The 20,054-nt window shown below is 35.0% G+C and carries 22 protein-coding genes, 1 tRNA gene and 1 pseudogene; 14 read left to right on the forward strand and 10 right to left on the reverse strand.

The features are described from left to right. Positions 1–14: 14 nt before the first annotated feature. The 5 genes from pyrH to ACFEL3_RS01440 are packed head-to-tail and all read left to right on the forward strand — an operon-like array spanning position 15 to position 2,904. On the forward strand, positions 15–752 hold the full coding sequence (gene pyrH, locus ACFEL3_RS01420; protein WP_369800793.1) for a UMP kinase: 738 nt from the start codon (positions 15–17) through the stop codon (positions 750–752). A gap of 7 nt (positions 753–759) precedes the next feature. Beyond that, positions 760–1,317, forward strand: a complete 558-nt coding sequence (gene frr / locus ACFEL3_RS01425) for a ribosome recycling factor (protein WP_010962658.1) — start codon at positions 760–762, stop codon at positions 1,315–1,317. Positions 1,318–1,322: 5 nt separating this feature from the next. Continuing rightward, positions 1,323–1,586 (forward strand): hypothetical protein, encoded by a 264-nt coding sequence (locus ACFEL3_RS06835; protein ID WP_010962657.1) that lies wholly within the window; start codon positions 1,323–1,325, stop codon positions 1,584–1,586. 6 nt (positions 1,587–1,592) lie between these two features. Then, the gene (gene uppS, locus ACFEL3_RS01435) at positions 1,593–2,288 is read left to right on the forward strand and encodes a polyprenyl diphosphate synthase (protein WP_006279327.1); all 696 of its coding nucleotides are present in this window, start codon (positions 1,593–1,595) and stop codon (positions 2,286–2,288) included. Further along, entirely contained in the window at positions 2,278–2,904 is a 627-nt protein-coding gene (locus tag ACFEL3_RS01440; protein ID WP_010082212.1) for a phosphatidate cytidylyltransferase, read from the forward strand. The genes uppS and ACFEL3_RS01440 overlap by 11 nt, the downstream gene beginning before the upstream one ends. 16 nt (positions 2,905–2,920) lie before the next feature. Here ACFEL3_RS01440 and ACFEL3_RS01445 read toward each other — a convergent pair whose 3' ends face one another. Both ACFEL3_RS01445 and coaD read right to left on the reverse strand, forming a co-directional pair. Then, on the reverse strand, positions 2,921–3,112 hold the full coding sequence (locus ACFEL3_RS01445) for a zinc-finger domain-containing protein (RefSeq protein WP_006279326.1): 192 nt from the start codon (positions 3,110–3,112) through the stop codon (positions 2,921–2,923). A gap of 68 nt (positions 3,113–3,180) precedes the next feature. Next, entirely contained in the window at positions 3,181–3,687 is a 507-nt protein-coding gene (gene coaD, locus ACFEL3_RS01450; RefSeq protein WP_006279325.1) for a pantetheine-phosphate adenylyltransferase, read from the reverse strand. 79 nt (positions 3,688–3,766) lie between these two features. On the opposite strand from coaD, the gene ACFEL3_RS01455 reads away from it, so the two are divergent. From ACFEL3_RS01455 to ACFEL3_RS01465, 3 genes and pseudogenes are all read left to right on the forward strand, one after another. Beyond that, positions 3,767–3,839, forward strand: a tRNA-Phe gene (locus ACFEL3_RS01455). A gap of 218 nt (positions 3,840–4,057) precedes the next feature. Next, the gene (locus ACFEL3_RS01460) at positions 4,058–4,921 is read left to right on the forward strand and encodes a gamma-glutamyl-gamma-aminobutyrate hydrolase family protein (protein WP_022626263.1); all 864 of its coding nucleotides are present in this window, start codon (positions 4,058–4,060) and stop codon (positions 4,919–4,921) included. 221 nt (positions 4,922–5,142) lie between these two features. Beyond that, positions 5,143–5,521: pseudogene (locus ACFEL3_RS01465) on the forward strand (IS4 family transposase); the annotation flags it as partial. An 89-nt stretch (positions 5,522–5,610) separates the two neighbouring features. Here ACFEL3_RS01465 and ACFEL3_RS01470 read toward each other — a convergent pair. The 4 genes from ACFEL3_RS01470 to ACFEL3_RS01485 all read right to left on the reverse strand — a co-directional run bounded on the left by ACFEL3_RS01470 (position 5,611) and on the right by ACFEL3_RS01485 (position 6,653). Further along, positions 5,611–5,775 (reverse strand): IS3 family transposase, encoded by a 165-nt coding sequence (locus ACFEL3_RS01470; protein ID WP_080717614.1) that lies wholly within the window; start codon positions 5,773–5,775, stop codon positions 5,611–5,613. Beyond that, positions 5,765–5,899, reverse strand: a complete 135-nt coding sequence (locus ACFEL3_RS01475) for a hypothetical protein (RefSeq protein WP_375316771.1) — start codon at positions 5,897–5,899, stop codon at positions 5,765–5,767. The genes ACFEL3_RS01470 and ACFEL3_RS01475 overlap by 11 nt, the downstream gene beginning before the upstream one ends. A gap of 114 nt (positions 5,900–6,013) precedes the next feature. Continuing rightward, a complete protein-coding gene (locus tag ACFEL3_RS01480) occupies positions 6,014–6,367 on the reverse strand; it encodes an IS3 family transposase (protein ID WP_375316781.1) in 354 nt (117 codons plus the stop codon). 1 nt (position 6,368) lies between these two features. Beyond that, on the reverse strand, positions 6,369–6,653 hold the full coding sequence (locus tag ACFEL3_RS01485; RefSeq protein ID WP_038198869.1) for a transposase: 285 nt from the start codon (positions 6,651–6,653) through the stop codon (positions 6,369–6,371). Between the two features lie 85 nt (positions 6,654–6,738). On the opposite strand from ACFEL3_RS01485, the gene ACFEL3_RS01490 reads away from it, so the two are divergent. Next, on the forward strand, positions 6,739–7,332 hold the full coding sequence (locus tag ACFEL3_RS01490; RefSeq protein ID WP_244226866.1) for a hypothetical protein: 594 nt from the start codon (positions 6,739–6,741) through the stop codon (positions 7,330–7,332). A gap of 180 nt (positions 7,333–7,512) precedes the next feature. Here ACFEL3_RS01490 and gatA read toward each other — a convergent pair whose 3' ends face one another. Next, positions 7,513–8,982: an Asp-tRNA(Asn)/Glu-tRNA(Gln) amidotransferase subunit GatA gene (gene gatA / locus ACFEL3_RS01495; RefSeq protein ID WP_010962643.1), complete on the reverse strand. Its 1,470-nt coding sequence runs from the start codon at positions 8,980–8,982 to the stop codon at positions 7,513–7,515. A gap of 389 nt (positions 8,983–9,371) precedes the next feature. Between gatA and mtaB the strand changes: the two genes are divergently transcribed. Then, positions 9,372–10,598: a tRNA (N(6)-L-threonylcarbamoyladenosine(37)-C(2))-methylthiotransferase MtaB gene (gene mtaB, locus ACFEL3_RS01500; RefSeq protein ID WP_010082135.1), complete on the forward strand. Its 1,227-nt coding sequence runs from the start codon at positions 9,372–9,374 to the stop codon at positions 10,596–10,598. Between the two features lie 66 nt (positions 10,599–10,664). After that, on the forward strand, positions 10,665–11,576 hold the full coding sequence (locus ACFEL3_RS01505) for an outer membrane protein (protein ID WP_070357048.1): 912 nt from the start codon (positions 10,665–10,667) through the stop codon (positions 11,574–11,576). Between the two features lie 7 nt (positions 11,577–11,583). On the opposite strand, the gene ACFEL3_RS01510 is transcribed toward ACFEL3_RS01505, so the two are convergent. From ACFEL3_RS01510 to ACFEL3_RS01520, 3 genes are all read right to left on the reverse strand, one after another. Next, positions 11,584–13,071 carry a type II secretion system protein GspD gene (locus ACFEL3_RS01510; protein WP_015588942.1) on the reverse strand — a complete coding sequence of 496 codons (1,488 nt, stop codon included), beginning with the start codon at positions 13,069–13,071 and terminating at the stop codon, positions 11,584–11,586. A gap of 134 nt (positions 13,072–13,205) precedes the next feature. Beyond that, the gene (locus ACFEL3_RS01515; protein ID WP_012673105.1) at positions 13,206–14,570 is read right to left on the reverse strand and encodes an ankyrin repeat domain-containing protein; all 1,365 of its coding nucleotides are present in this window, start codon (positions 14,568–14,570) and stop codon (positions 13,206–13,208) included. Between the two features lie 930 nt (positions 14,571–15,500). Further along, on the reverse strand, positions 15,501–16,175 hold the full coding sequence (locus ACFEL3_RS01520) for a septal ring lytic transglycosylase RlpA family protein (RefSeq protein WP_010082236.1): 675 nt from the start codon (positions 16,173–16,175) through the stop codon (positions 15,501–15,503). Between the two features lie 26 nt (positions 16,176–16,201). On the opposite strand from ACFEL3_RS01520, the gene murC reads away from it, so the two are divergent. The 3 genes from murC to cgtA are packed head-to-tail and all read left to right on the forward strand — an operon-like array spanning position 16,202 to position 19,987. Further along, entirely contained in the window at positions 16,202–17,698 is a 1,497-nt protein-coding gene (murC, locus tag ACFEL3_RS01525; RefSeq protein ID WP_038250394.1) for a UDP-N-acetylmuramate--L-alanine ligase, read from the forward strand. Between the two features lie 4 nt (positions 17,699–17,702). Next, a complete protein-coding gene (gene eno / locus ACFEL3_RS01530) occupies positions 17,703–18,977 on the forward strand; it encodes a phosphopyruvate hydratase (protein WP_010082238.1) in 1,275 nt (424 codons plus the stop codon). Next, positions 18,965–19,987 carry an Obg family GTPase CgtA gene (cgtA, locus tag ACFEL3_RS01535; protein WP_006280016.1) on the forward strand — a complete coding sequence of 341 codons (1,023 nt, stop codon included), beginning with the start codon at positions 18,965–18,967 and terminating at the stop codon, positions 19,985–19,987. Before eno ends, cgtA begins: the two co-directional genes overlap by 13 nt. The last annotated feature ends 67 nt before the right edge of the window (positions 19,988–20,054 follow it).

Raw genomic sequence — 20,054 nt, forward strand, 5'->3', positions numbered from 1 at the left:
AGCAAAAAATGTTTATTTCAACAAATGAAAAAAGCGAAATAAAATATTCCAGGGTGTTATTTAAAATCTCTGGTGAGGCTTTGATGGGATCAAAGCAATTTGGTCACGATATGGAGACTATAGGTGAGTTATCTAAAGGCATAGTTGAAGTTTGTAATCTTGGAGTTCAGGTATGTATTGTTGTTGGTGGTGGTAATATCTTTCGTGGCACATCTGCGTCTTTAAGTGGTTGTGAAAGAGCAAGCAGTGATTATATTGGAATGCTTGCAACTATAATCAATGCTTTAATTTTACAAAACTTTTTAGAAAAAAATTTAGTAGCTTCTAGGGTATTATCTGCAATACCCATGGCCACTGTATGCGAACCTTACATCAGAAGGAAAGCTATTCGTCATTTAGAAAAAGGTAGAGTGGTAATTTTTGCAGCAGGCACAGGCAACCCATTTTTTACTACAGATACAGCTGCAGCCTTACGTGCTGTTGAAATGAATTGTGATGTTATTCTAAAGGGTACGCAAGTAAATGGTGTATACTCCGCTGATCCGAAAAAAAATGAGGATGCTGTAATGTATGATAGGCTTTCTTACACGGATTTATTGACTCGTGATTTAAAAGTTATGGATGCATCAGCAATTTCACTTGCTCGTGAGAATTCTATTCCAATTATAGTTTTTTCTTTGAAGGGAGAAAAAATAGTCAATATTATTAAGGGTCAAGGTACTTATACTATAGTTTCAGATTGTAAACAGTAGGTAATTTATGTTAAATGAAATAAAAGCTAAAACAAAAGAAAGAATGCTAAAAACTATTCAGTCCTTTCATGATGATATTAAAGGCGTACGCACTGGTAGAGCTAGTGCATCTTTGCTTGATGGTATAGTTGTAAACATCTATGGTGGGCATCAAAAGTTAAATCAAGTTGCAGGCGTTTCGGTTATAGATAACAAAACCCTATCAATTAAAGTTTGGGACATTAGTGTTGTAGGTGAAGTGAAAAACGCTATATTAAATGCTAACCTGAATTTAAATCCTGTTGTCGAGGGTAGCACCATACGTATAGCTCTTCCGGACTTGACACAAGAAACCCGTGAAAAATTAGTGAAATTATTGCATCAGTTTGCTGAAAATGCACGGATTGCCATTAGAAATATACGTAGAGATATTATGGAAGAAACAGAAAAAATGAAGGAAAATAAAGAAATCTCAGAAGATGATTTTCATGGTGCTAAGAAGGAAATACAAAATATTACTGATGATAATATAAAAAAGATTGATGGTGAATTGTCCATCAAAGAAAAGGATATACTGAATCACTAAATGATATGGAGAAAGCTTACATAGCAAATGATGTCATTCCAGTGTTTGACACTGGAATCCAGTCTTTACTATACAACTATCTGATGCACTTGTTTGAAATCAAATTTCCTGGATCCCAGTGTCGGAGCACTGGGATGACACCAATTTTGCATTCAAGTATCAACTATTGGTGTCACTACAGTAACTCTCTTCCTGTCATGCAAGTAGCTGACACCTTCCAGGTGTCCATTGAAATCCAAAAAATTTCACTCAAGTCAAAATTAGGTTAAATTTAAATGTTGAATCAAGAATCTTTACCGAAACATTTAGCAATTATTATGGATGGTAATGGTAGATGGGCGAACAATCAAGGAAGGGTAAAAATTGATGGTTATAAAAAGGGCAGTGAAGTTGCATACGATATTGCCAAGTATTGTACGGACTTAACTATACCCTACTTAACTTTGTATGCATTCTCTATGGAGAATTGGCTTAGACCTAAAAACGAAACTGACTGTCTATTTGATTTATTTTACTCCGTTTTAACTAATGAAGATAAAGTCAATTTCATTTACAATTGTAACATTAAGTTGAATTTTATTGGCAATTTAAGTCTGTTACCCAGTAAAATATTGGATCAAATTAAAAAAGCAGAAGAAATGACACATAAGAACGATGGTTTATTACTCACTGTGGCAGTCAGTTACGGAGCAAAGCAAGAAATTACACAAGCTATAAGCAATATTATAAAAGAAAATATTGCTTATGTATCAGAAGAGGAATTTGAAAAATTTCTGTATACTAAAGATTTGCCAAAATTGGATTTATTAATTCGCACTGGCGGCGAAAAAAGGTTAAGCAACTTTTTATTATGGCAAGCAGCTTATGCTGAATTGTATTTTTGTGATACTTTATGGCCTGATTTTTCTTGTCAAGATTTGAGTAAAGCATTAGAAGATTATACAAAAAGAGAGAAAAAATATGGTAGATAATAATTTTATAATTAGAATGTTGTCCTCAATAGTAATATTATTCATATTTTCCTTTGCTACATATTTCAGTGATTTATCGTTTTACCTATTGATTTTTTCGATAGCAGTTTTATCTTCTTTTGAATGGTATAATCTAACCCAGGGAAACAAAATTTTATACGTTTTTGCATTATTATTGATTGCACTACCAAGCGCCTCATTAATATATTTATATAATCTACCACAGGGAAAATACGCATTAGTATGGTTCGTCTTAACCATTTGGGGAATTGACGTTACTGCCTACCTGTTTGGCAAGAATTTTGGTGGAGCTAAAATTTGCCCAATTATTAGCCCTGGAAAAACTTGGGCAGGACTTCTTGGTGCGATTTTAGCTGGAGTAGTGTGCACAATTTTTGGATCAATATTTTTTGGTCTATTTTCAATTTTTTATTCTCCAATCATTGGCCTTGCAATTGCTATTCTAGCGCAACTTGGCGATTTCACTGAGTCGCTTGTTAAAAGAGCTTACGGTGTTAAAGATAGTGGAAATATGATACCTGGCCATGGGGGAGTGCTCGACCGTATGGACAGTTTCATTTTTACTGCCCCTCTTATTGCTATTTACATAAGCTAAGTCTGCAGAAGTGCCATTAGAGCTCATCCCTAGTCAGCTCCCCAACCGCTTCTACAGTGCAGTCATGGACAAACGTCTTTTCACAATAAGGGCAGGCTATTTCCTCTTCTTCTCCCATATCTAAATATATTAATGGATGGCCGGAACCCTCATCATTCTCATCACCATGACAACAAACTTTTCTATTATTAACCCTCACTTTTGACATGCTGCTCCTTTAGCTTATAACATTTTATATATTGAATATACCCATTCAGAAATAAAAAACAACAAGCACTATTCTCCATTTTTTATCCTATTCAGGTTAATCAATTCGTTTTGAACACCTTTTGATACAAATTTGCTAACATCTTCTCCTAATCTTGCTATTTCCTTTACAAAGCTTGATGAGATAAATTGAGTATCTTCAGAAGCAGGAAGAAATATGGTTTCGATTTCAGGAAGAAGTTTATAATTTACCCAGCTCATTTGAAACTCGTAATCAAAATCCGATACTGCTCTTAATCCCCTAATAATAACAGAAGCATTCTGCTCTTTGGCAAACTTCACTAGCAACCCATTAAAAGATATAACATCTGCATCAATTCCTAGCCCTTTGATTTCATTTTCAGCCATGCTTGTGCGTAGCTTTGTGTCAAAGGCAGTATGCTTATTAACGTTTTCTGCAACTCCTATTATTAATTTATCGACTAGTTTACACGCTCTTTTGATTATGTCAAGATGCCCAAAAGTTATAGGGTCAAATGTGCCAGGGTAGATTCCTATTTTGTCATTAATGTTCATCCTTTATTTTTATAAACTACTTTAAAAACTTTTGATAGACATAATAACATTTTTTATCTAAAAATAAAAGTATACAGTTGGCCTGATAGCTCAGTTGGTAGAGCAAAGGACTGAAAATCCTTGTGTCGCTGGTTCGATTCCTGCTCAGGCCACCTTCTCTTTCTTGGCAAACTTGCCTTTTTGTTATAAAATACTCTATATCGTAATATAAATATTAGGGAGGCAAGTCATAGTATATAAATATTATAATAAACTATTTAATATCTTATTAATTATAGTTCTATTATTAAGCAATATTACTTATGCTGGCGTTAGTGAAAAACCGGCATCTCAACATGTAACCAGAAAAGAAGAACCAGCGTCAACTGTCTTGACGGCAGAAAATACAGTAAATAATGACATAGTTGTTGGTTTGTTGAAAACGGAAGAAGCACATGAGCTTGGGCTATCTCAAAATATCTACGAGATGTTTAATAACTTTGGAGTTAAAACCGTACTCATTGACTACAATAAAATAATTAACTTAAAAGAAATCCAAGAAAAGTCGCTTATCTTTGCAAAACAAGATGAAACATTGGCAAAGAAGCTAACATTAGACCGAATAAAAGTTGAAGTTGCAAAGTTTGTTAAAGAGCACAAAATAAATAGAATATTTATTCCGGATAATTTACACTCAGCACCCACTCCTTGTCGCCAGCTTGTTACTGAAGCAATTGTAAAAATAGTGGATGATAACCCTGCAATTCATTTACTTGGCATATGTGAAGGCATAATGAATGCAAAGGGAATTGAAGTAGTGAGTGTTGTGAGTGATGAAGAGAAACGAAGATCTCATTTAAAATCAGCACCTAATCCACAGAAAGAGGATCTACCTCTCCAGCAGATAAAGATCGTTCCAAATAGTCGTTTAGCAGAAGTAGTAGCCAAATTCCTAATACCTAATGAAAATGGCTGGTTTTCAACATATTTTCCAGATGCTCATTCAGGAGCAGTAAGTAATACACCAGAAAATAGAAGAAAATTGGAGTCACTTGGATATAAAGTTGCAGCATTTTCCAGTGAGGGGGTAATAGAGGCTATTGAAGATAAGCATGGTAATGTTCACTTTCAAAGTCATCCAGAAGCCCTTGTTGTGAAGTCAGATAAAAACCTCTATTTATCAAATCACAAGGAACGTCAAGTGTCTACACTAGTTGCTATAGCGATTATGAATGATTTTCTTTATCGTGCTTAATGGCTATAGCTTTAGGCTTACCGACGATTTGATAAACGATAGATTTGTCATGTATCCGTTCAGGCAATGGCGTCAACTTAAGGAAAAATATCAGCGATAGTGTATAAAATTTCTCTCCAAATTTTTTATCATTAAATTATCCAAAGAGTGCAAGGGACAGCACTTTTGTTTCTATTTTATTGCAACAAAAAAGTTTAAAATGTGTCTTTTTTAGGTGAGGCATGCAAAAAGGAAAAGATCTTATCTTACAAATTAAAAATGCAATATACTCGAAAACTTTTCAGAAAATCCATTGTGTTGAGTTTTACACGAACAAGAAAACTTCCTTTTTCGACAGTATTTTCTATGATTTTAAAGTTAGTTAAAAAAAGTTTGGGAATAGAATGTGAACTTATGGAGCCATTGACATGTACCCTCAAAGCAAGCTTTTTCTAAAGCAAGGTATAAGATTTGCCATACAGGCTTTCAAGAATTTAAGCATCCAAACAGCCTATCAGGATGAACCTGAGTTGGAGAGGCTATAGACTTATTGCAGCAGATGGTTCTGGTATGAGATTACCCAGCTCTGGGGAAATTGTATCCGAGTTTGAACCAAATGGAAACTGACCTTACCCAGAAAAAGTGGAGAGAAAGTTTGGAATGTTTTTCACAAAGAGAATGATGAATCAAAATGCTCAGGAATGCAATAGTTAATAGTGACGTTGTTTGTTATAAAAAATTTCTATGTATTCAAATATTGCAGTTCTAGTTTGTTGAGCAGAGTGTTGTGAAGTATCAATAAGTATTTCTCTTTTCAATGAGCTAAAGAAGCTTTCCACAACAGAATTGTCGTAACAACAACCTTTATGACTCATCTATGTTTTTTATGGATAAGAGATATTGATAACCTTGCGAAGTATATTGTGAACCTTGATCACTATGTAATAGTAGATTTTTGGCAGGTTTACGCTTGTTAACGGCCATTAATAAAGAGTCCATAACCAATTGTTTATTTATTGAACTGCTCATTAACTACCATGCGTGAATATAGATCGATTATTGTTGCCAAATATAGCCATCCTTCTTTGGTTTTTATATAAGTAATCCCATACTTTATTTGGTTGATCGACAATAAAGTTTTGGTCTAATATATTGGGAGCTACTGTCCGTTTGTTGTTTCTTAATTTTAAATTTTCTTCTCAATATAGCCTGAATACCATTTTTCTGCATAATACTTTGCACTGTTTTTAAGTTGCAACTTTTACCCAAAGCCTTTAATTCAGCATGAATTTTAGGAGCTCCATATCTACATTTAGAAGCTTGATATATTTTTTGAATATCTGCTAATAACTCTTTATTTGCTGATTCTCTACTGCTTATTTTCCTTGTAGTCCACTTATAGTAGCCACTAGCAGAAAACCCTACATAATTCCTGCACTTTATAGTGTTTACTATATGAAAAAATATTTTACTCTTTTTGACTGGCCAGGGCTTTTTTTAAAATGTCTCTTTCTCTTGTTACTTTTGCTAACTCTTTCTGTAAATCAAATCTCTCTTTGTCATAAGGTGCTACATCTGGAAATGCATTTGCCGCTGACTTTTTTTCGTTATATTTCTTCATCCATTTTCCTAATACACTATCCCTTATTCCTAGATCTCTTGCTACTTTTGCAACTGGTTGACCTACCTTTCTTTGTTCATTTGCCAGCTTAACAGCTTCCAATTTGAATTCTGCCGTGTATTCTCTTGCCATTTCTAATCCTCCAAAATTTTATTTTACCCGAAAAAACTCCTTTCTTTCTCTCCACTTTTTCTGGGTAAGGTCAGTATGGGAAAAGGTGAAAGATGTACTAAAAAACCCAGAGATGATAAAAAAGGAATACCAACGTAGAGTATTAGAAAATAAAAATGATGAATCATCAGAGAAAAAGTTTGCAAGAAGAGAAAATCAAATAAAAGAAGGTATCGAAAAATTAATGGAAGATTATTATAGTCAAGAAAATGCAGGAGAGAAAGGATATATAAGCGAGGAAGAATTTAAACAGACAATGAGAAAAATGAAAGAACGCTTACAAGGGATAGAAGAAGAGAAAAAAAAGGTAGTTGATCAGAAGGCAGTAGAAAAAGGAATAAGTCTTATTATAAATAGCATAAAGAATTTTTATTCTAGTGTAAAATCGAACCTGGAACAGCTAGATTGGCAAACTAAGCGCGGCATTATTAAAGCATTAATAGGACAAATTAACATTGGTTGTGATCAGGTAGAAGTAGGATTTCAGATCGAAGAACCAGCACAGGATGGGGGAATTCTTAATTTGTATCATTGTACTACACATCATAATAAGGGGGTTGGCAAAATGTGTCAAGCAAGTTTTTTCGTTTCTATAAATCTGGATTTCAGCGTTATGCGCTGGAATGACAACGTGAGGTAAATTTTTCAACATCCCAAAATTACAGAATTCAGTCTGTTTAATTAAGTGTGAACTGTTACACGAAAATTTTGTAAACAGATTAATATACCCTGTTTTTGCTATTCATCTAAAAATGGAACCATAGAGTACGTTGAGGAGCGTAAGCAAATTTTAATGCAAAAATTACTATCAAAAAATAGATTATGCAAGAGGTCTAATTATTCTGCCGCAATTTTGCTCTATCACACTTGCCACATTTAATATTCCAGCTTCATCATAATAATTTCCAATCACTTGCAAGGCAAGTGGTAAACCCTCATTGGAGAGCCCAACAGGAACAGAAATAGCAGGCAATCCTGCCAGACTTGCCGGCACAGTAAACACATCATTGATGCACATAATTAGCGGATCTGGCTTTTCATTTAAGCCAAAAGCTTCTGTTGGAGCAGATGGCACAAGTATGTAATCTATTTTTTCAAACGCTTTTATAAAATCATTTCTGATTAATGCCCTGATACACTGTGCTTTTTCGTAATATTCATTGTAATGACCTGAGGAAAGCGCATAAGCGCCAATTAAAATTCTTCTTTTCACCTCTTTACCGAAACCTTCTGCTCTTGTTAGTGAATACATTTCTTCAAGGGTATCAGCATCAACCCTGAACCCATAACGCACACCGTCATAACGAGCAAGATTGGATGAAGTTTCAGCAGAACAAATTAAATAATAGACTGGTATTGCATATTTAGTATGTGGCAGAGTAACGTCAACAACTTCAGCGCCATTTTCTTTTAAATAGGAAGCAACTTTCTCCCAATTATGGACTATTTCCTCTGAAATTCCATCCATCCTATATTCTTTTGGTATACCAATACGCTTACCCTTGACATCACCATTTATAAAGCTAGAAAATTTAGGCACTGGCTTTTCGCTTGATATTGAATCTTTTGTATCATAGCCACAGATTGCTTCCAGCATTAATGCTGAATCAGAGACAGAACGAGTAATGACTCCTGCTTGATCTAGAGAACTCGCAAATGCAATCATACCAAAACGCGAGCATCTTCCATAAGTTGGCTTTATTCCAACCACTCCACAATAAGCTGCTGGTTGGCGCACAGATCCACCGGTGTCACTCCCTAGTGCTCCAGCGCATAAAAATCCAGCCACCGATGCTGCAGATCCACCAGATGATCCACCAGGAACAACTTTTTCCCCATCGCTTTTTCTAATCCACACATTTTCAACAGGGCCAAAATAGCTATTTGTGTTCGCAGAACCCATAGCAAATTCATCCATATTAAGCTTACCGAGCATGGCTGCTCCACTTTTTAAAAGCAAGTCAGACACCGTAGATTCGTAAGTCGGAACGAAATTTTCCAGCATTTTTGAGCATGCTGTTGTTTTTATTCCTTTTGTACAGAATAGATCTTTGATGCCAACTGGTACACCCATGAGCGGCGAGATTAAATCATCCTTTTGCCTAGAGAAATGTTCATCTGCAGCTTTAGCAGCTTTCATTGCTATCTCTGGGGTTTTTGTTATAAATGCATTTAATTTCTCATTTTCAACCGCACTGATGTGCGCCTCTACGAGTTCAACGGCAGAAAAACTCTTTTTTTTGAGCCCGTCATGCATTTGTGTAATACTTAACTTTCTTAGTTCATTCATCAATATTTAATTTTTAGCAAGACGTTAATTATAACATGGCACGATAAAAAATCCATACATTTATAGTTACAGCTAGAAATGTAGCTAAGGTAACTTAGATTCACCGACAATCGTCATCCCGCTACTTGTTAGCGGCTAAGAGATACCGCAGCGGTATGACGTAGAAGCTATACTTTTATACTCACCAACTCAGTATCCAATCCGGATTGTATCTTAAAAAGGTCAAAAGACTATAATAAGCAAAGGAGTGATACTGTGTCTGAGTGAAAATCGTTGAGATCCCAGTGTCTGCTGCTTGCATAGCATTTATTTACAAAAAAATAGTCATGCAAGAGACTTTGCTTGGATATTTGATATAATTTAGGTCTATTAAAGCAAAAAATACTAACATGAATGAAGTGATAACATTTGGTTGTCGTCTAAATTTTTACGAGAGCGAGTTAATCAAAGAAGCATTAAAAAAAGCAAAGAGAGAAAATGTTGTTGTGGTGCATAGCTGTGCAGTGACAAACGAAGCAGAACGTCAGGTAAAGCAAAAGATACGTAAGATTTACAAAAATGATCCAAATAAAGAAATTATCGTAGTTGGTTGTGCTGTTCAGTTGGATCCAGAAGTTTACAGTAGCATTCCTGGTGTAAGTAAAGTGCTCGGTAATCAAGATAAGCTAAAAGCTGAAAATTACTTACTAAATGACGATAAAATCTTGGTCAGTGATAACCAAGTAGAACCTGTTCTAATTAATGGATTTGAAGATAAGTCAAGGGCATTTATTGAAATTCAAAATGGTTGTAATCATAGCTGCACATTTTGTTCAATTACTGAGGCAAGAGGGAATAATCGATCTGTGCCAATAAACAGTATTATAGAGCAAATCAGGATCTTTGTAGAAAATGGATATCAAGAAGTAGTGTTTACAGGGGTTGATATTACTGACTTTGGTACAGATTTGTTGGGTAAGCCATCACTTGGTTCAATGATTAGGAGAGTTTTAAAGGATATACCAGAGTTGAAGAGGCTAAGACTTTCCTCTATCGATGTTGCTGAAGTTGACGACGAATTAATGGATTTAATAGCTAATGAGTCAAGACTTATGCCTCATTTACATTTGAGTCTACAATCTGGTAATAATTTAATACTAAAGAGAATGAAGCGTCGTCACAACAGAGAACAAGTGATAGAATTTTGTCATAAAATGAAGAGCTTGAGGCCTAATATAGCATTTGGCGCTGATATTATTGCTGGATTTCCAACAGAAACTGATGAAATGTTTCAGGATACAGTTGATTTACTGAAAAAAACAAATATAGTTTACCTACATGCTTTTCCATATTCAGAGCGGAAAAATACACCTGCTGCACGAATGCCACAAGTACCAGAGAATGTGCGTAAAGAACGAGTAAAAAATTTAAGAGAAGTAAATAAAGAAATTATGAGCAGTTTTTGTCAATCCTTGATCAACACTAAGCAAAGTGTTCTGGTTGAGCAAAATAATGTCGGTAGAGCAGAAAATTTTGCATTAATAAAGCTTGAATCAAAAGCTCAAGCCAAGAGTATTGTGAAAGTTAATGTTAAAGGAGTGGAAAATAATTATCTAATTGGAAATATTTTTTCTTAATTTTTGTACATTGAAGAAATATACGATATAGTAATTATACTGTAAATGATAATTGTGAATTCATTTATGATAACTAGAATATCTATTACTTTATTTTTGATTTTCATTTCATGTGTCTATTTTTTTATTACTTATATTAGTAATGATACACACATTGAGCAAGTACAACCCTTAAAATTAGAAACAGACAATAATAAAAGTGTGATACGTTCTGAGGAGGTTACTGCAAAAGAAATACCAATAAAATATCAAGAACTTGAAAGTAGTCCACCTTCTGTTTTCCAAGTAGCTGATCAGAAAAATATGTGGTCACGTATTGCAGATCAAGCTGAGCCTACGAAAGAAAAATCAAAAAAACTTGATTTTTATGTTAGCGCTAACGGTGGTAAGGTATACCATGATAATTCAGAAATATTTGTAAAGGGTATACAAGAAATAGGAAAAAGAGTCCTAACTTTAGTTGAAAGTCATTATGGTTTTATAATAAAAAATATAGTGGCAGATGAAATTAAAAGTATACAGCAATTTGATGGTAAAATTGATTTCCAGTGGTTTAGCAGCATGTCTTTAGGTTACTATGCTGGAGAAAATGGTAAAATTGATTTTGAAGCCGCGTATTCTATAGCCAATATTGAAGATAGTAATTCTCCTCCGGTATTTGATAAATCAGCAAGTATATTTGCGTTTTTGTTAAACTTCTATTATAATCCCAGCGTTCAGGATACACAATTTGCTCCGTACATCGGTCTTGGTATAGGACCAACAGTTTTTAGATTAAAAAGGATTAATGGGTCACCCCAAAATTCAATGCCACTGAATGTTCCTTGGTTTGCTTATCAAATAAAACTTGGTGTTGATTATTCAATAATCCCAGAAATCAAAACCTTTCTCGGCTATCGTTACTTTAGCGTTCCGATACCTGTTGCAGATGACATATCTACTCACAATATTGAAGTTGGTTTGATATTTAATTTTTAGTGATAATTTAATATATATATAAATTCTTATCTTTTCTATCTAACAAACCAAATGTTGGTACGATTGTTGCTTTTAAAAAAATGACAGTTTCTACTGTTCTAATATTATTCGCTAGCCTTTTTGATTTCTGATGCAATAAGCTTTGCTTATCTTCTCTATGTTCTATAAGCCCGCCGATTACCATAATTTCACCGCTCTTAATTTTTAACATAGAGTTCATTTCTCTGATTTCAACAATTGGAATGTCGCTATTTAATTTCATTTTACTCTGCTGTGCGACGTACTCTATATCTGGATCTTTAGTGTAGCCGTTAATTCTTGATAAAGTTGGATGTATATCCATGAATATTTCACTAGTATCAATGTTAATGCTTGGGTGGATTATTAGCACAACACCTATTGGGACGCTATTCATCTTGGTAATTAAGGTCTGATTAGAGTTTCTAGTATCTTTTTGTATATCGGAGGTAAAATAAATATGGTTTTTAGTAAATGAAATCATCGCTTGCTGATTATTTATAGCATGTACTCTGGGGCTTGAAATTACAGTTGAAGTGCCAAATTTGTCTAAATTTTTTACTAAATCTCCTAGATCATTTGCACCAAAGTTCATTGCTAGGTTAATAATGGAGTTATCTTGATTTATTATAGACTTAGTTCCATCTTGTAAGTCATTTAAGTTCATACCAGAAAGGTATTTGTCATCTAGCACAACTTCAACTATTTTTGCCTCTATCATTACTTGAGAAGACGCTAACTTCTTAACCTTATTAATATATTCTTCAACAGCTTTGTGGATATCTTTTCTAGCATTCAAAATAATAACACCAGCTTCTCTGTTGGATGAAAGGAATTCGCCATCATCCACCCCGTTAACATCCATTATTGCATTCAAGCCTTTTTCTAATGAATTCCATAAGTCACTACTGTATTGAGACTTCATAACATTGTTATAGTCCCTATCAACGTTACTTCCATCACTGTTAGTAATATTGTTATTAATGACGAAACTGCTTTGAGCAGAATGTTGAATATTGATGAAGTCTACGTAATAATTTTGTGCGTATGGCAAGTCCTGCTCAATTCTAATTACACCATTACTTGTTGAGTAACGCAGTTTGGCGCTATTTGCTATACTCTGAATTACTTCGTTTATATCCTTATCTTTTAGCTTTAAAATAATATTACCTGATATTTTTGGGTCCATATCCAAGTTAACGTCAGAAAGTTTTCCTATCTCAATCAGCAAATCCTTTACTGATACTTCTTCACTAACATTAATAGAAATAAGCTGATTACTGATTGTGAGATCGGGAAACTCTATTGGTAAAGGCATAATTTCTGGTATTGCCGGTTCATTAATCTCCAAAGAGGTGTTATATTGTTGCAACGGATAATCGTGCTTATAATTGTCTATGTTAATAGGATATTGCTTGGTAGGTAGATGTGTGCAAGAAATAATGAAGAGGAGTATTAAGCATTTAAAAATAGCCATTAGAACAGCATACAAAATCTATACTAATAGATTTCTATAAAAATATTAAAAATGTATTTAATCTCATTTTCATCGAGCAGATAATTGTCGTGTATTAGCTTTGGCTATGTATTTTTTGTATACTCTTCTTGTACTTAAATGTAGACCAGCATAGCCCTAATTTTTTTATATATTGTACTTCTTTCTCTGTATTTAATAATAGGCTTGAAAATAAATGGTAAGCCTATAATTGTTAAGCTTAGAGCTAGGGTTGAAAGTATACAACAGGCTTTGTGTTTACTATGTAGCTCTTTCAGATAAAGCATCAAAAATCTACAAAATTTTTTGTAATTTTCTTCGATGTTTTTTTTGCTATGAGCCTTGCTAATGAACATATCTATTGCGGTATGACCGTTATTGCACTTAATGTTAAGGTCTGCACCTTTTTCTGTTAACAACTGAGCTATATCAAAATAATCCTTTTGAACAGCAAGATGTAGAGGTGCAAAACCTTGTTGCTCACAAATGTTCATATTGGCTCTAACTTCCAATAACATTTTCACAATTTGTGTATGGCCTTTTTTAACTGCGAGTAGCAAGGGAGTTCTGTTACATTTAGTAACAGCATTAACGTTTACCTTAAGCTTCAATAAGAGCTTAACTGTTTTAGTGTTACCATTATGGCTAGCTTTATGCAGCCTAGCGTTACCATTAAAATCTTGATCGTTTGCTTCTATTCCCTTTGAAACAAGAAATGTTACCATTTTTCTATTATTATGCTCAATAGCGCAATCTAACGCATCAAAACCATGGTTGTTTTTTGTGCAAAAAAACTCTTTAAGTTTAATTTTATCGTTACTTGCTTGCTGTTTTTTTGCAATAAGTTTTACTATTTGCATTTTGTTGTTATACGCTGCTAGGAAAAGCGTAGTGTTATTTTCTGCATCTTTGGCTTCTATATTTGCACCTTTCTTTATCAGATATTCTATAATTTCTGCTCTGCTGTCATAATGTGCGGTGCATTGATAAATGGTTAAAAACAAAGGAGTACGAAAATTGTTATCTTCACATTCGAGATTTGCTCCGCTATCAATTAAAATTTGGACGCTTTTTTTAGAACCGTATAGTGAAGCTATATGAAGAGGAGTATAGCCCTCTTTGGCATCTTTTTCATTAATTTTTGCGCCTTTTGTTATCAAAAAATCTATTAATTCCGTGTCATCTTGTAGTGCAGCAAGGTGCAGTGGAGTGAATCCATTTTTATCCTTGGAATTAATTGTCAGTTGGTTAACAAAAAGTTTAGCAACTTTCTTGTGTCCATGCATAATGGCGTAATGCAGAGGGTTTCTATTTTCGTTGTCTACGACATTGAAATCAGCTTCGTGCTCTAGTAATGACTTTACTCCAACTAAATCGCCTTCTTTTGTGAACTTATGCAAGAGAGTGATTCCACTTGCATCTTTTGAGTTAATATCAAATCCATTTTCTACTAATTGGTTTATATCTTCCTCACGCGCCATATCACTTAAATCTCTAATTAAACTCTTTTCGCGTTAATAATACTCCTACTTGATTAAGTTTAAATGAATCTGTGAGAAATGGCTAGTGCATTCTTGCATAACAAACTTTTGGCAGCGCATTGGATGAAACGAAAAACTTACTTGACAAACTCCGCCAGCCCTCTTATCATGAAACTGAAGCTATTTATTTATCTTCGCAATCTCTGCAGTGGATTAATGACAAAAAACTTAATGTATTTGGCGTAAATCATGCTTAATTTTTTGCACTATGTGCACCTCATGTCTTTATAAAACTTTTAGGTTTCTACCTATACAAGCCGAAACGCGCTTATAAAGTGTTTAAGACAGTAAAAGACGTCAAATAGACAAGGGAGAATTTGAATACTAGCTACCCTAGGGTTTCTTTGCCTTTTTTTTTATTTGGTAAATTTCTTAACATTTATAGCTAAACGACAACTGTCATTCCTGTAAAGGTCAAGTATCCCGCTACTTGTTAGCGGGATCTAGAGATACCGTGACGGTATGACGTAGGATTGCTGTCATTCTGCTACTTGTTAGCGGCTGAGATACCGCGAATGAATCGCGGTATGACGGTTCGCGGTGGCATGACGATAAGCTCGTCATCCCGCTACTTGTTAGCGGCTGAGATACCGCGAATGAATCGCGGTATGACGGTTAGCGGCGGCATGACGTAGGATTGCTGTCATTTCGCTACTTGTTAGCGGCTGAGATACCGCGAATAAATCGCGGTATGACGGTTAGCGGTGGCGTGACGATAAGCTCGTCATTCCGCTACGTGTTAGCGGCTAAGAGATATCGCGGTGGTATAGCTATAAATTGTTGATATCTTTTTTATATCACATTTTTAACTTACAATAGTTAGCCAGCGTTCCTTACATTAACCAAATCTTTCAAATTCTGCACTCACCACTACCTATAACTCACTTTCACGCAATATTGATCGTTCTTAAAAAGCAATCTAACATTTTTTATTCCTTGATTGCGAAGCTTTGATGCAGCTGATTTAGCAGCCTGAGCACTTTTAAAAAATGCAACATATCCCTTACTTTCTGCACTGTCTTGTTTCGGATGACGTTTCTGCATTTCTTTTTCATATTGCTTTCTGTAATGAGGAGTGTTTTGTATCAATTGTTCTGACATCTTTCTTAGGTATTGAACTTTTACTTTTGCAAGCCCAGATTTATGAAATCCTAAGACTTGAGCTGCTTTTTCTGATAAGTCTATTATTCTGCCTTCAATAAAAGGCCCTCTATCGTTAACCCTTGTAACAAGCTTTCTTCCGTTTTCTAAATTAGTGACAAGAACAAAGCAGGGTAAGGGCAAAGTCTTATGCGCTGCAGAGATCAAGTGACGGTTAAACGCTTCACCATTTGCTGTAAGTGTGCCATGATCTTCTATTCCATACCACGATGCTATCCCTATCTCTTCATAGTGTTTACAGTTTTTTGGATAATAAGTTATACCATTTATTGTGTAGCTGCTGCCAATTTTATAATGACCTGCAGTGCAGTTAAACCTGTTGCTAAAACTGCAGCTACTTATCAAAACAAATATTAGACATAGAAAGGTTAGGTTTTTTATCATTGTATTCGGTAAGAGGGTTCGATACTATGAGGATTTTAAATTATACTATAATAAATTTAGTAATGAGTAAACATCTACTGCTAAATATTAACAAAACTCAAAAAGGAATAATACATATTATTGGTATAGGTGGAATCGGAATGAGTGCCATTGCTGAAATTCTTCACAATTCCAATTGCAAAGTTCAAGGCAGTGATGCACAATCAAACGACAATATAAATAAGTTACAAAAGCTAGGTATAGAGGTTTTTATTGGTCACAATGCTAATAATATAAGCCAAGCTCAAATAGTTGTACATTCTTCTGCAATAGAATCTGATAATGTGGAGTTAATTGCGGCAAAAAATAACAATAAAACCGTTTTGCATAGATCAGACATACTTGCTGAAATTATGAAAGGTAAATATGTGATAGCGGTTTCAGGTTCAAGCGGAAAGACAACAACAACCGCTATGATTGCTTCCATTTTTGATCATTCTGGCATTGATGCGACTGTAACTGTAGGAGGGATATTAAATTCCTATAAGAGCAACTTCAAACTTGGAGGGAGTGACACTTTTCTGATCGAGGCTGATGAGTCTGATGGAACTATGCTAAAAATCCCTGCAAAGATTGCTGTCATAACAAGTATCAACAATGACCACATAGATTATTACGGCACATTTGATAATATCAAAAATGCATTTTCCCAATTCGTGAATAATGCAGGTTCTGCAGTTTTACCTGATTCTGTAGACATCGATTATGATGCGGGTAATTCTATAACGTTTGGGTTTGAGAATGGTAGCATAAGAGCCAGCAACATTAAACAGCATGCTAACAGCATAGAATTTGATGTGTTGAACAACTGGATTCCAGCATTACGTGCTGGAATGACAAAAGGAAAGTGTACAGAGATGTCATCCCAGTGCGTGACACTGGGATCCAGCCCTTTAAAAAACATAGTACTATCAAATGCAATTGGAATTCACAAAGTAAGCAACGCCCTAGCTGCAATATCAGTTGCGATAAAGCTCGGAATTAGCGATGCAGATATTAAAAAAGGCCTTTTGGAATTTCAAGGAGTAGCAAGAAGATTCTCTTTGATTGCCGATATTAAAGGTGTTAAGTTAATTGAGGATTATGCCCATCATCCAAATGAAATATATGCAACTTTAACGGCTGCACGTTCGATTACTAAAGGAAAAGTAATAGGAATTATCGAACCACTTCGTTTTGCCCGCATTCGTAATTTTTTTGATGAATTCATACGCATTTTCATGATGTTTGATTATGTCATCCTCACTCCTGTTCATCCCCCAGAAGACAAGCCTATTCCTGGTTGTGGGATTGATGATATACAAAAAGCTTTAATCAGTAATGGATTTAATAACACAAAAATTATGAATGATGCTTTGCTCATTTCACATTTTATTAGTGATTCGACAAGTCCAAGTGATATAGTATTATTTATTGGTGCTGGTAGTAATATAGCTAAATTGGCAAAGGAAACTGCAGCACTTATTGCGGAAGTTAAGGTTTAATGTAATGAATAAGATAATCAATAACGTATTTGCAAGAGAAATTTTAGATAGCAGGGGTTACCCCACTATTGAGGTAGAAATTGAGCTCTGTGATGGTGCAATAGGCAGGGCATCTGTACCTTCTGGAGCTTCAACCGGTAAATTAGAAGCCTTGGAACTCAGGGACCAAGATGAGAAAAGGTATTGTGGTAAGGGAGTGCTGAAAGCTGTTCAAGCTGTAAATGGGATAATAGCAGATGAAATCATTGGAATGAATGCAGCGGACCAAAATGCAATTGATAAAGCATTAATTGAACTGGATGGAACAAAAAACAAATCAAAACTTGGAGCAAATGCAACTTTGGGTGTGTCTCTTGCAGTTGCAAAAGCAGCAGCAAACAGTTTCAAAATGCCGCTATATAGATATTTGGGAGGAAAGCAGACGAGTGTTATGCCGGTTCCACTCATTAACATAATTAATGGTGGAGTACATGCAGACAATAAGCTCGATTTCCAAGAATTCATGATTCTTCCGGTCGGTGCTGAGACTTTCAGCGAAGCGATTAGAATATCTGCGGAGGTATTCCACAACTTACGTAGCATTCTTAAGAAAAAAGGTTATAGCACAAATGTAGGGGATGAAGGTGGTTTTGCACCAAATATTGAAAGTACTGAAGAAGCACTTGATTTGATCATATACGCTATAGAATCAGCAGGTTATTCAGCGCAAAGTGATTTTGCACTAGGCCTTGATGTTGCTTCATCTACTTTTTATGAAGATGGAATTTACAAATTTGAACACAGAGATCTTACTTCAGAAGAGTTGACTGAATATTATTGTAATCTTGTGGAAAGATATCCAATAATTTCTATAGAAGATGCAATGAGTGAAGACGACTATGAAGGTTGGAAATTACTTACTGCAAAATTGGGGAGTAAAATTCAATTGGTTGGGGATGATTTGTTTGTTACAAATTGTGAACTGATATGCAAAGGAATAGAGGAAAAAATGGCAAATGCTGTACTGATCAAGCCAAATCAAATAGGGACGTTAACAGAAACTTTTGCTGCTATTGAAATGGCAAAATCAAATGGCTATAAAGCTGTTGTTTCTCATCGCTCAGGTGAAACAGAAGACACAACAATATCTCATATAGCAGTTGCGTCAAATTGCGGGCAAATAAAAACCGGGTCGCTATCGCGTTCTGATAGACTCGCGAAGTATAACGAGCTAATCAGAATAGAAAGCGCATTAGGAAAGGATGCTAAATATTATCGTGGGTTAGCATGGGTTTTATAGACGAAGTAAAATTGTGTTTAAAAGCTGGTGACGGTGGTGATGGCTGTGCAAGTTTTCGTCGAGAAAAGTTCGTTGAATTTGGTGGTCCAAATGGTGGTAATGGAGGAAAGGGTGGAAACATAGTTTTCATCAGCGACGCTAATCTCAACACTTTGCTTCATTTTCGTTATAGAAGACACATTAAAGCAGATAGTGGAAAAAATGGTGCAGGCAGGGATAGATCTGGCACAGCAGGGAAAGACGTTATACTTAAAGTTCCAGTCGGTGCACAAATAATTGATGAAGAAAGTGAAGAGATAATAGTAGACCTTGACAAGCCTGGTATGGAATTTCAAGTAGCACAGGGTGGAAAAGGTGGACTTGGAAATACTAATTTTAAATCTTCTACTAATAAGGCACCAAGACATTTTACTTACGGTCAGCCTGGCGAAGAAAAACATGTATTATTAAAACTAAAAGTTTTATCAGATGTTGGAATTATTGGCATGCCAAACGCAGGTAAATCAAAATTTTTGACTCGCTGCTCAAATTCCGATACAAAAGTAGGCGATTATCCATTTACCACCGTAAGACCTCATTTAGGCATGGTAAAAGTGGATGATAGCGAAGTTGTAATAGCAGATATTCCTGGAATAATTACTGATGCTCACCTTGGAGTTGGGCTCGGGCATAAATTTTTAAAGCACATAGAAAGGTGTCAAATTTTACTTCATTTAATCGATGTAACTCACGATGACGTTGTTTCGGCTTATAGTTGTATCCATAATGAATTGGAACTTTACAATAGTGATCTTGTTGAAAAAGAAGAGATTGTAGTATTAAACAAATGCGACTTATTGAGGGAAGCAGAAATTCTGGAAAAGAAGAATCACCTAGCTAATTATCTCAATAAAGAAGTGCTGTGCTTATCAATTAATGGTGATTTACAGCCTATTTTAAGATTATTAAGTGAAAAATTGAAAAAGAGTAATTCTAAGGAAATCGATGTATATGATCCTTTTAAAGCGTAAATTTTCTATTTATGGATGTACAAGAATGGTAGCGTGCAACCAGAACTAAGCGTACAGCTGTGCAAAC

It is taken from the genome of Wolbachia endosymbiont (group A) of Opomyza germinationis (assembly GCF_964264765.1).
Lineage (GTDB): Bacteria > Pseudomonadota > Alphaproteobacteria > Rickettsiales > Anaplasmataceae > Wolbachia > Wolbachia pipientis.

Bases quoted from the DNA above. Each gene is read 5' to 3' on its own strand.
- ACFEL3_RS01440 (WP_010082212.1), top strand. From the start codon at position 2,278: ATGGTAGATAATAATTTTATAATTAGAATGTTGTCCTCAATAGTAATA.
- ACFEL3_RS06835 (WP_010962657.1), top strand. From the start codon at position 1,323: ATGGAGAAAGCTTACATAGCAAATGATGTCATTCCAGTGTTTGACACT.
- uppS (WP_006279327.1), top strand. From the start codon at position 1,593: ATGTTGAATCAAGAATCTTTACCGAAACATTTAGCAATTATTATGGAT.
- mtaB (WP_010082135.1), top strand. From the start codon at position 9,372: ATGAATGAAGTGATAACATTTGGTTGTCGTCTAAATTTTTACGAGAGC.
- ACFEL3_RS01510 (WP_015588942.1), bottom strand. From the start codon at position 13,071: ATGGCTATTTTTAAATGCTTAATACTCCTCTTCATTATTTCTTGCACA.
- ACFEL3_RS01470 (WP_080717614.1), bottom strand. From the start codon at position 5,775: ATGAGTCATAAAGGTTGTTGTTACGACAATTCTGTTGTGGAAAGCTTC.
- ACFEL3_RS01505 (WP_070357048.1), top strand. From the start codon at position 10,665: ATGATAACTAGAATATCTATTACTTTATTTTTGATTTTCATTTCATGT.
- ACFEL3_RS01515 (WP_012673105.1), bottom strand. From the start codon at position 14,570: ATGGCGCGTGAGGAAGATATAAACCAATTAGTAGAAAATGGATTTGAT.
- eno (WP_010082238.1), top strand. From the start codon at position 17,703: ATGAATAAGATAATCAATAACGTATTTGCAAGAGAAATTTTAGATAGC.
- gatA (WP_010962643.1), bottom strand. From the start codon at position 8,982: ATGAATGAACTAAGAAAGTTAAGTATTACACAAATGCATGACGGGCTC.
- ACFEL3_RS01475 (WP_375316771.1), bottom strand. From the start codon at position 5,899: ATGGACTCTTTATTAATGGCCGTTAACAAGCGTAAACCTGCCAAAAAT.
- murC (WP_038250394.1), top strand. From the start codon at position 16,202: ATGAGGATTTTAAATTATACTATAATAAATTTAGTAATGAGTAAACAT.
- ACFEL3_RS01445 (WP_006279326.1), bottom strand. From the start codon at position 3,112: ATGTCAAAAGTGAGGGTTAATAATAGAAAAGTTTGTTGTCATGGTGAT.
- coaD (WP_006279325.1), bottom strand. From the start codon at position 3,687: ATGAACATTAATGACAAAATAGGAATCTACCCTGGCACATTTGACCCT.
- cgtA (WP_006280016.1), top strand. From the start codon at position 18,965: ATGGGTTTTATAGACGAAGTAAAATTGTGTTTAAAAGCTGGTGACGGT.
- ACFEL3_RS01485 (WP_038198869.1), bottom strand. From the start codon at position 6,653: ATGGCAAGAGAATACACGGCAGAATTCAAATTGGAAGCTGTTAAGCTG.
- frr (WP_010962658.1), top strand. From the start codon at position 760: ATGTTAAATGAAATAAAAGCTAAAACAAAAGAAAGAATGCTAAAAACT.
- ACFEL3_RS01520 (WP_010082236.1), bottom strand. From the start codon at position 16,175: ATGATAAAAAACCTAACCTTTCTATGTCTAATATTTGTTTTGATAAGT.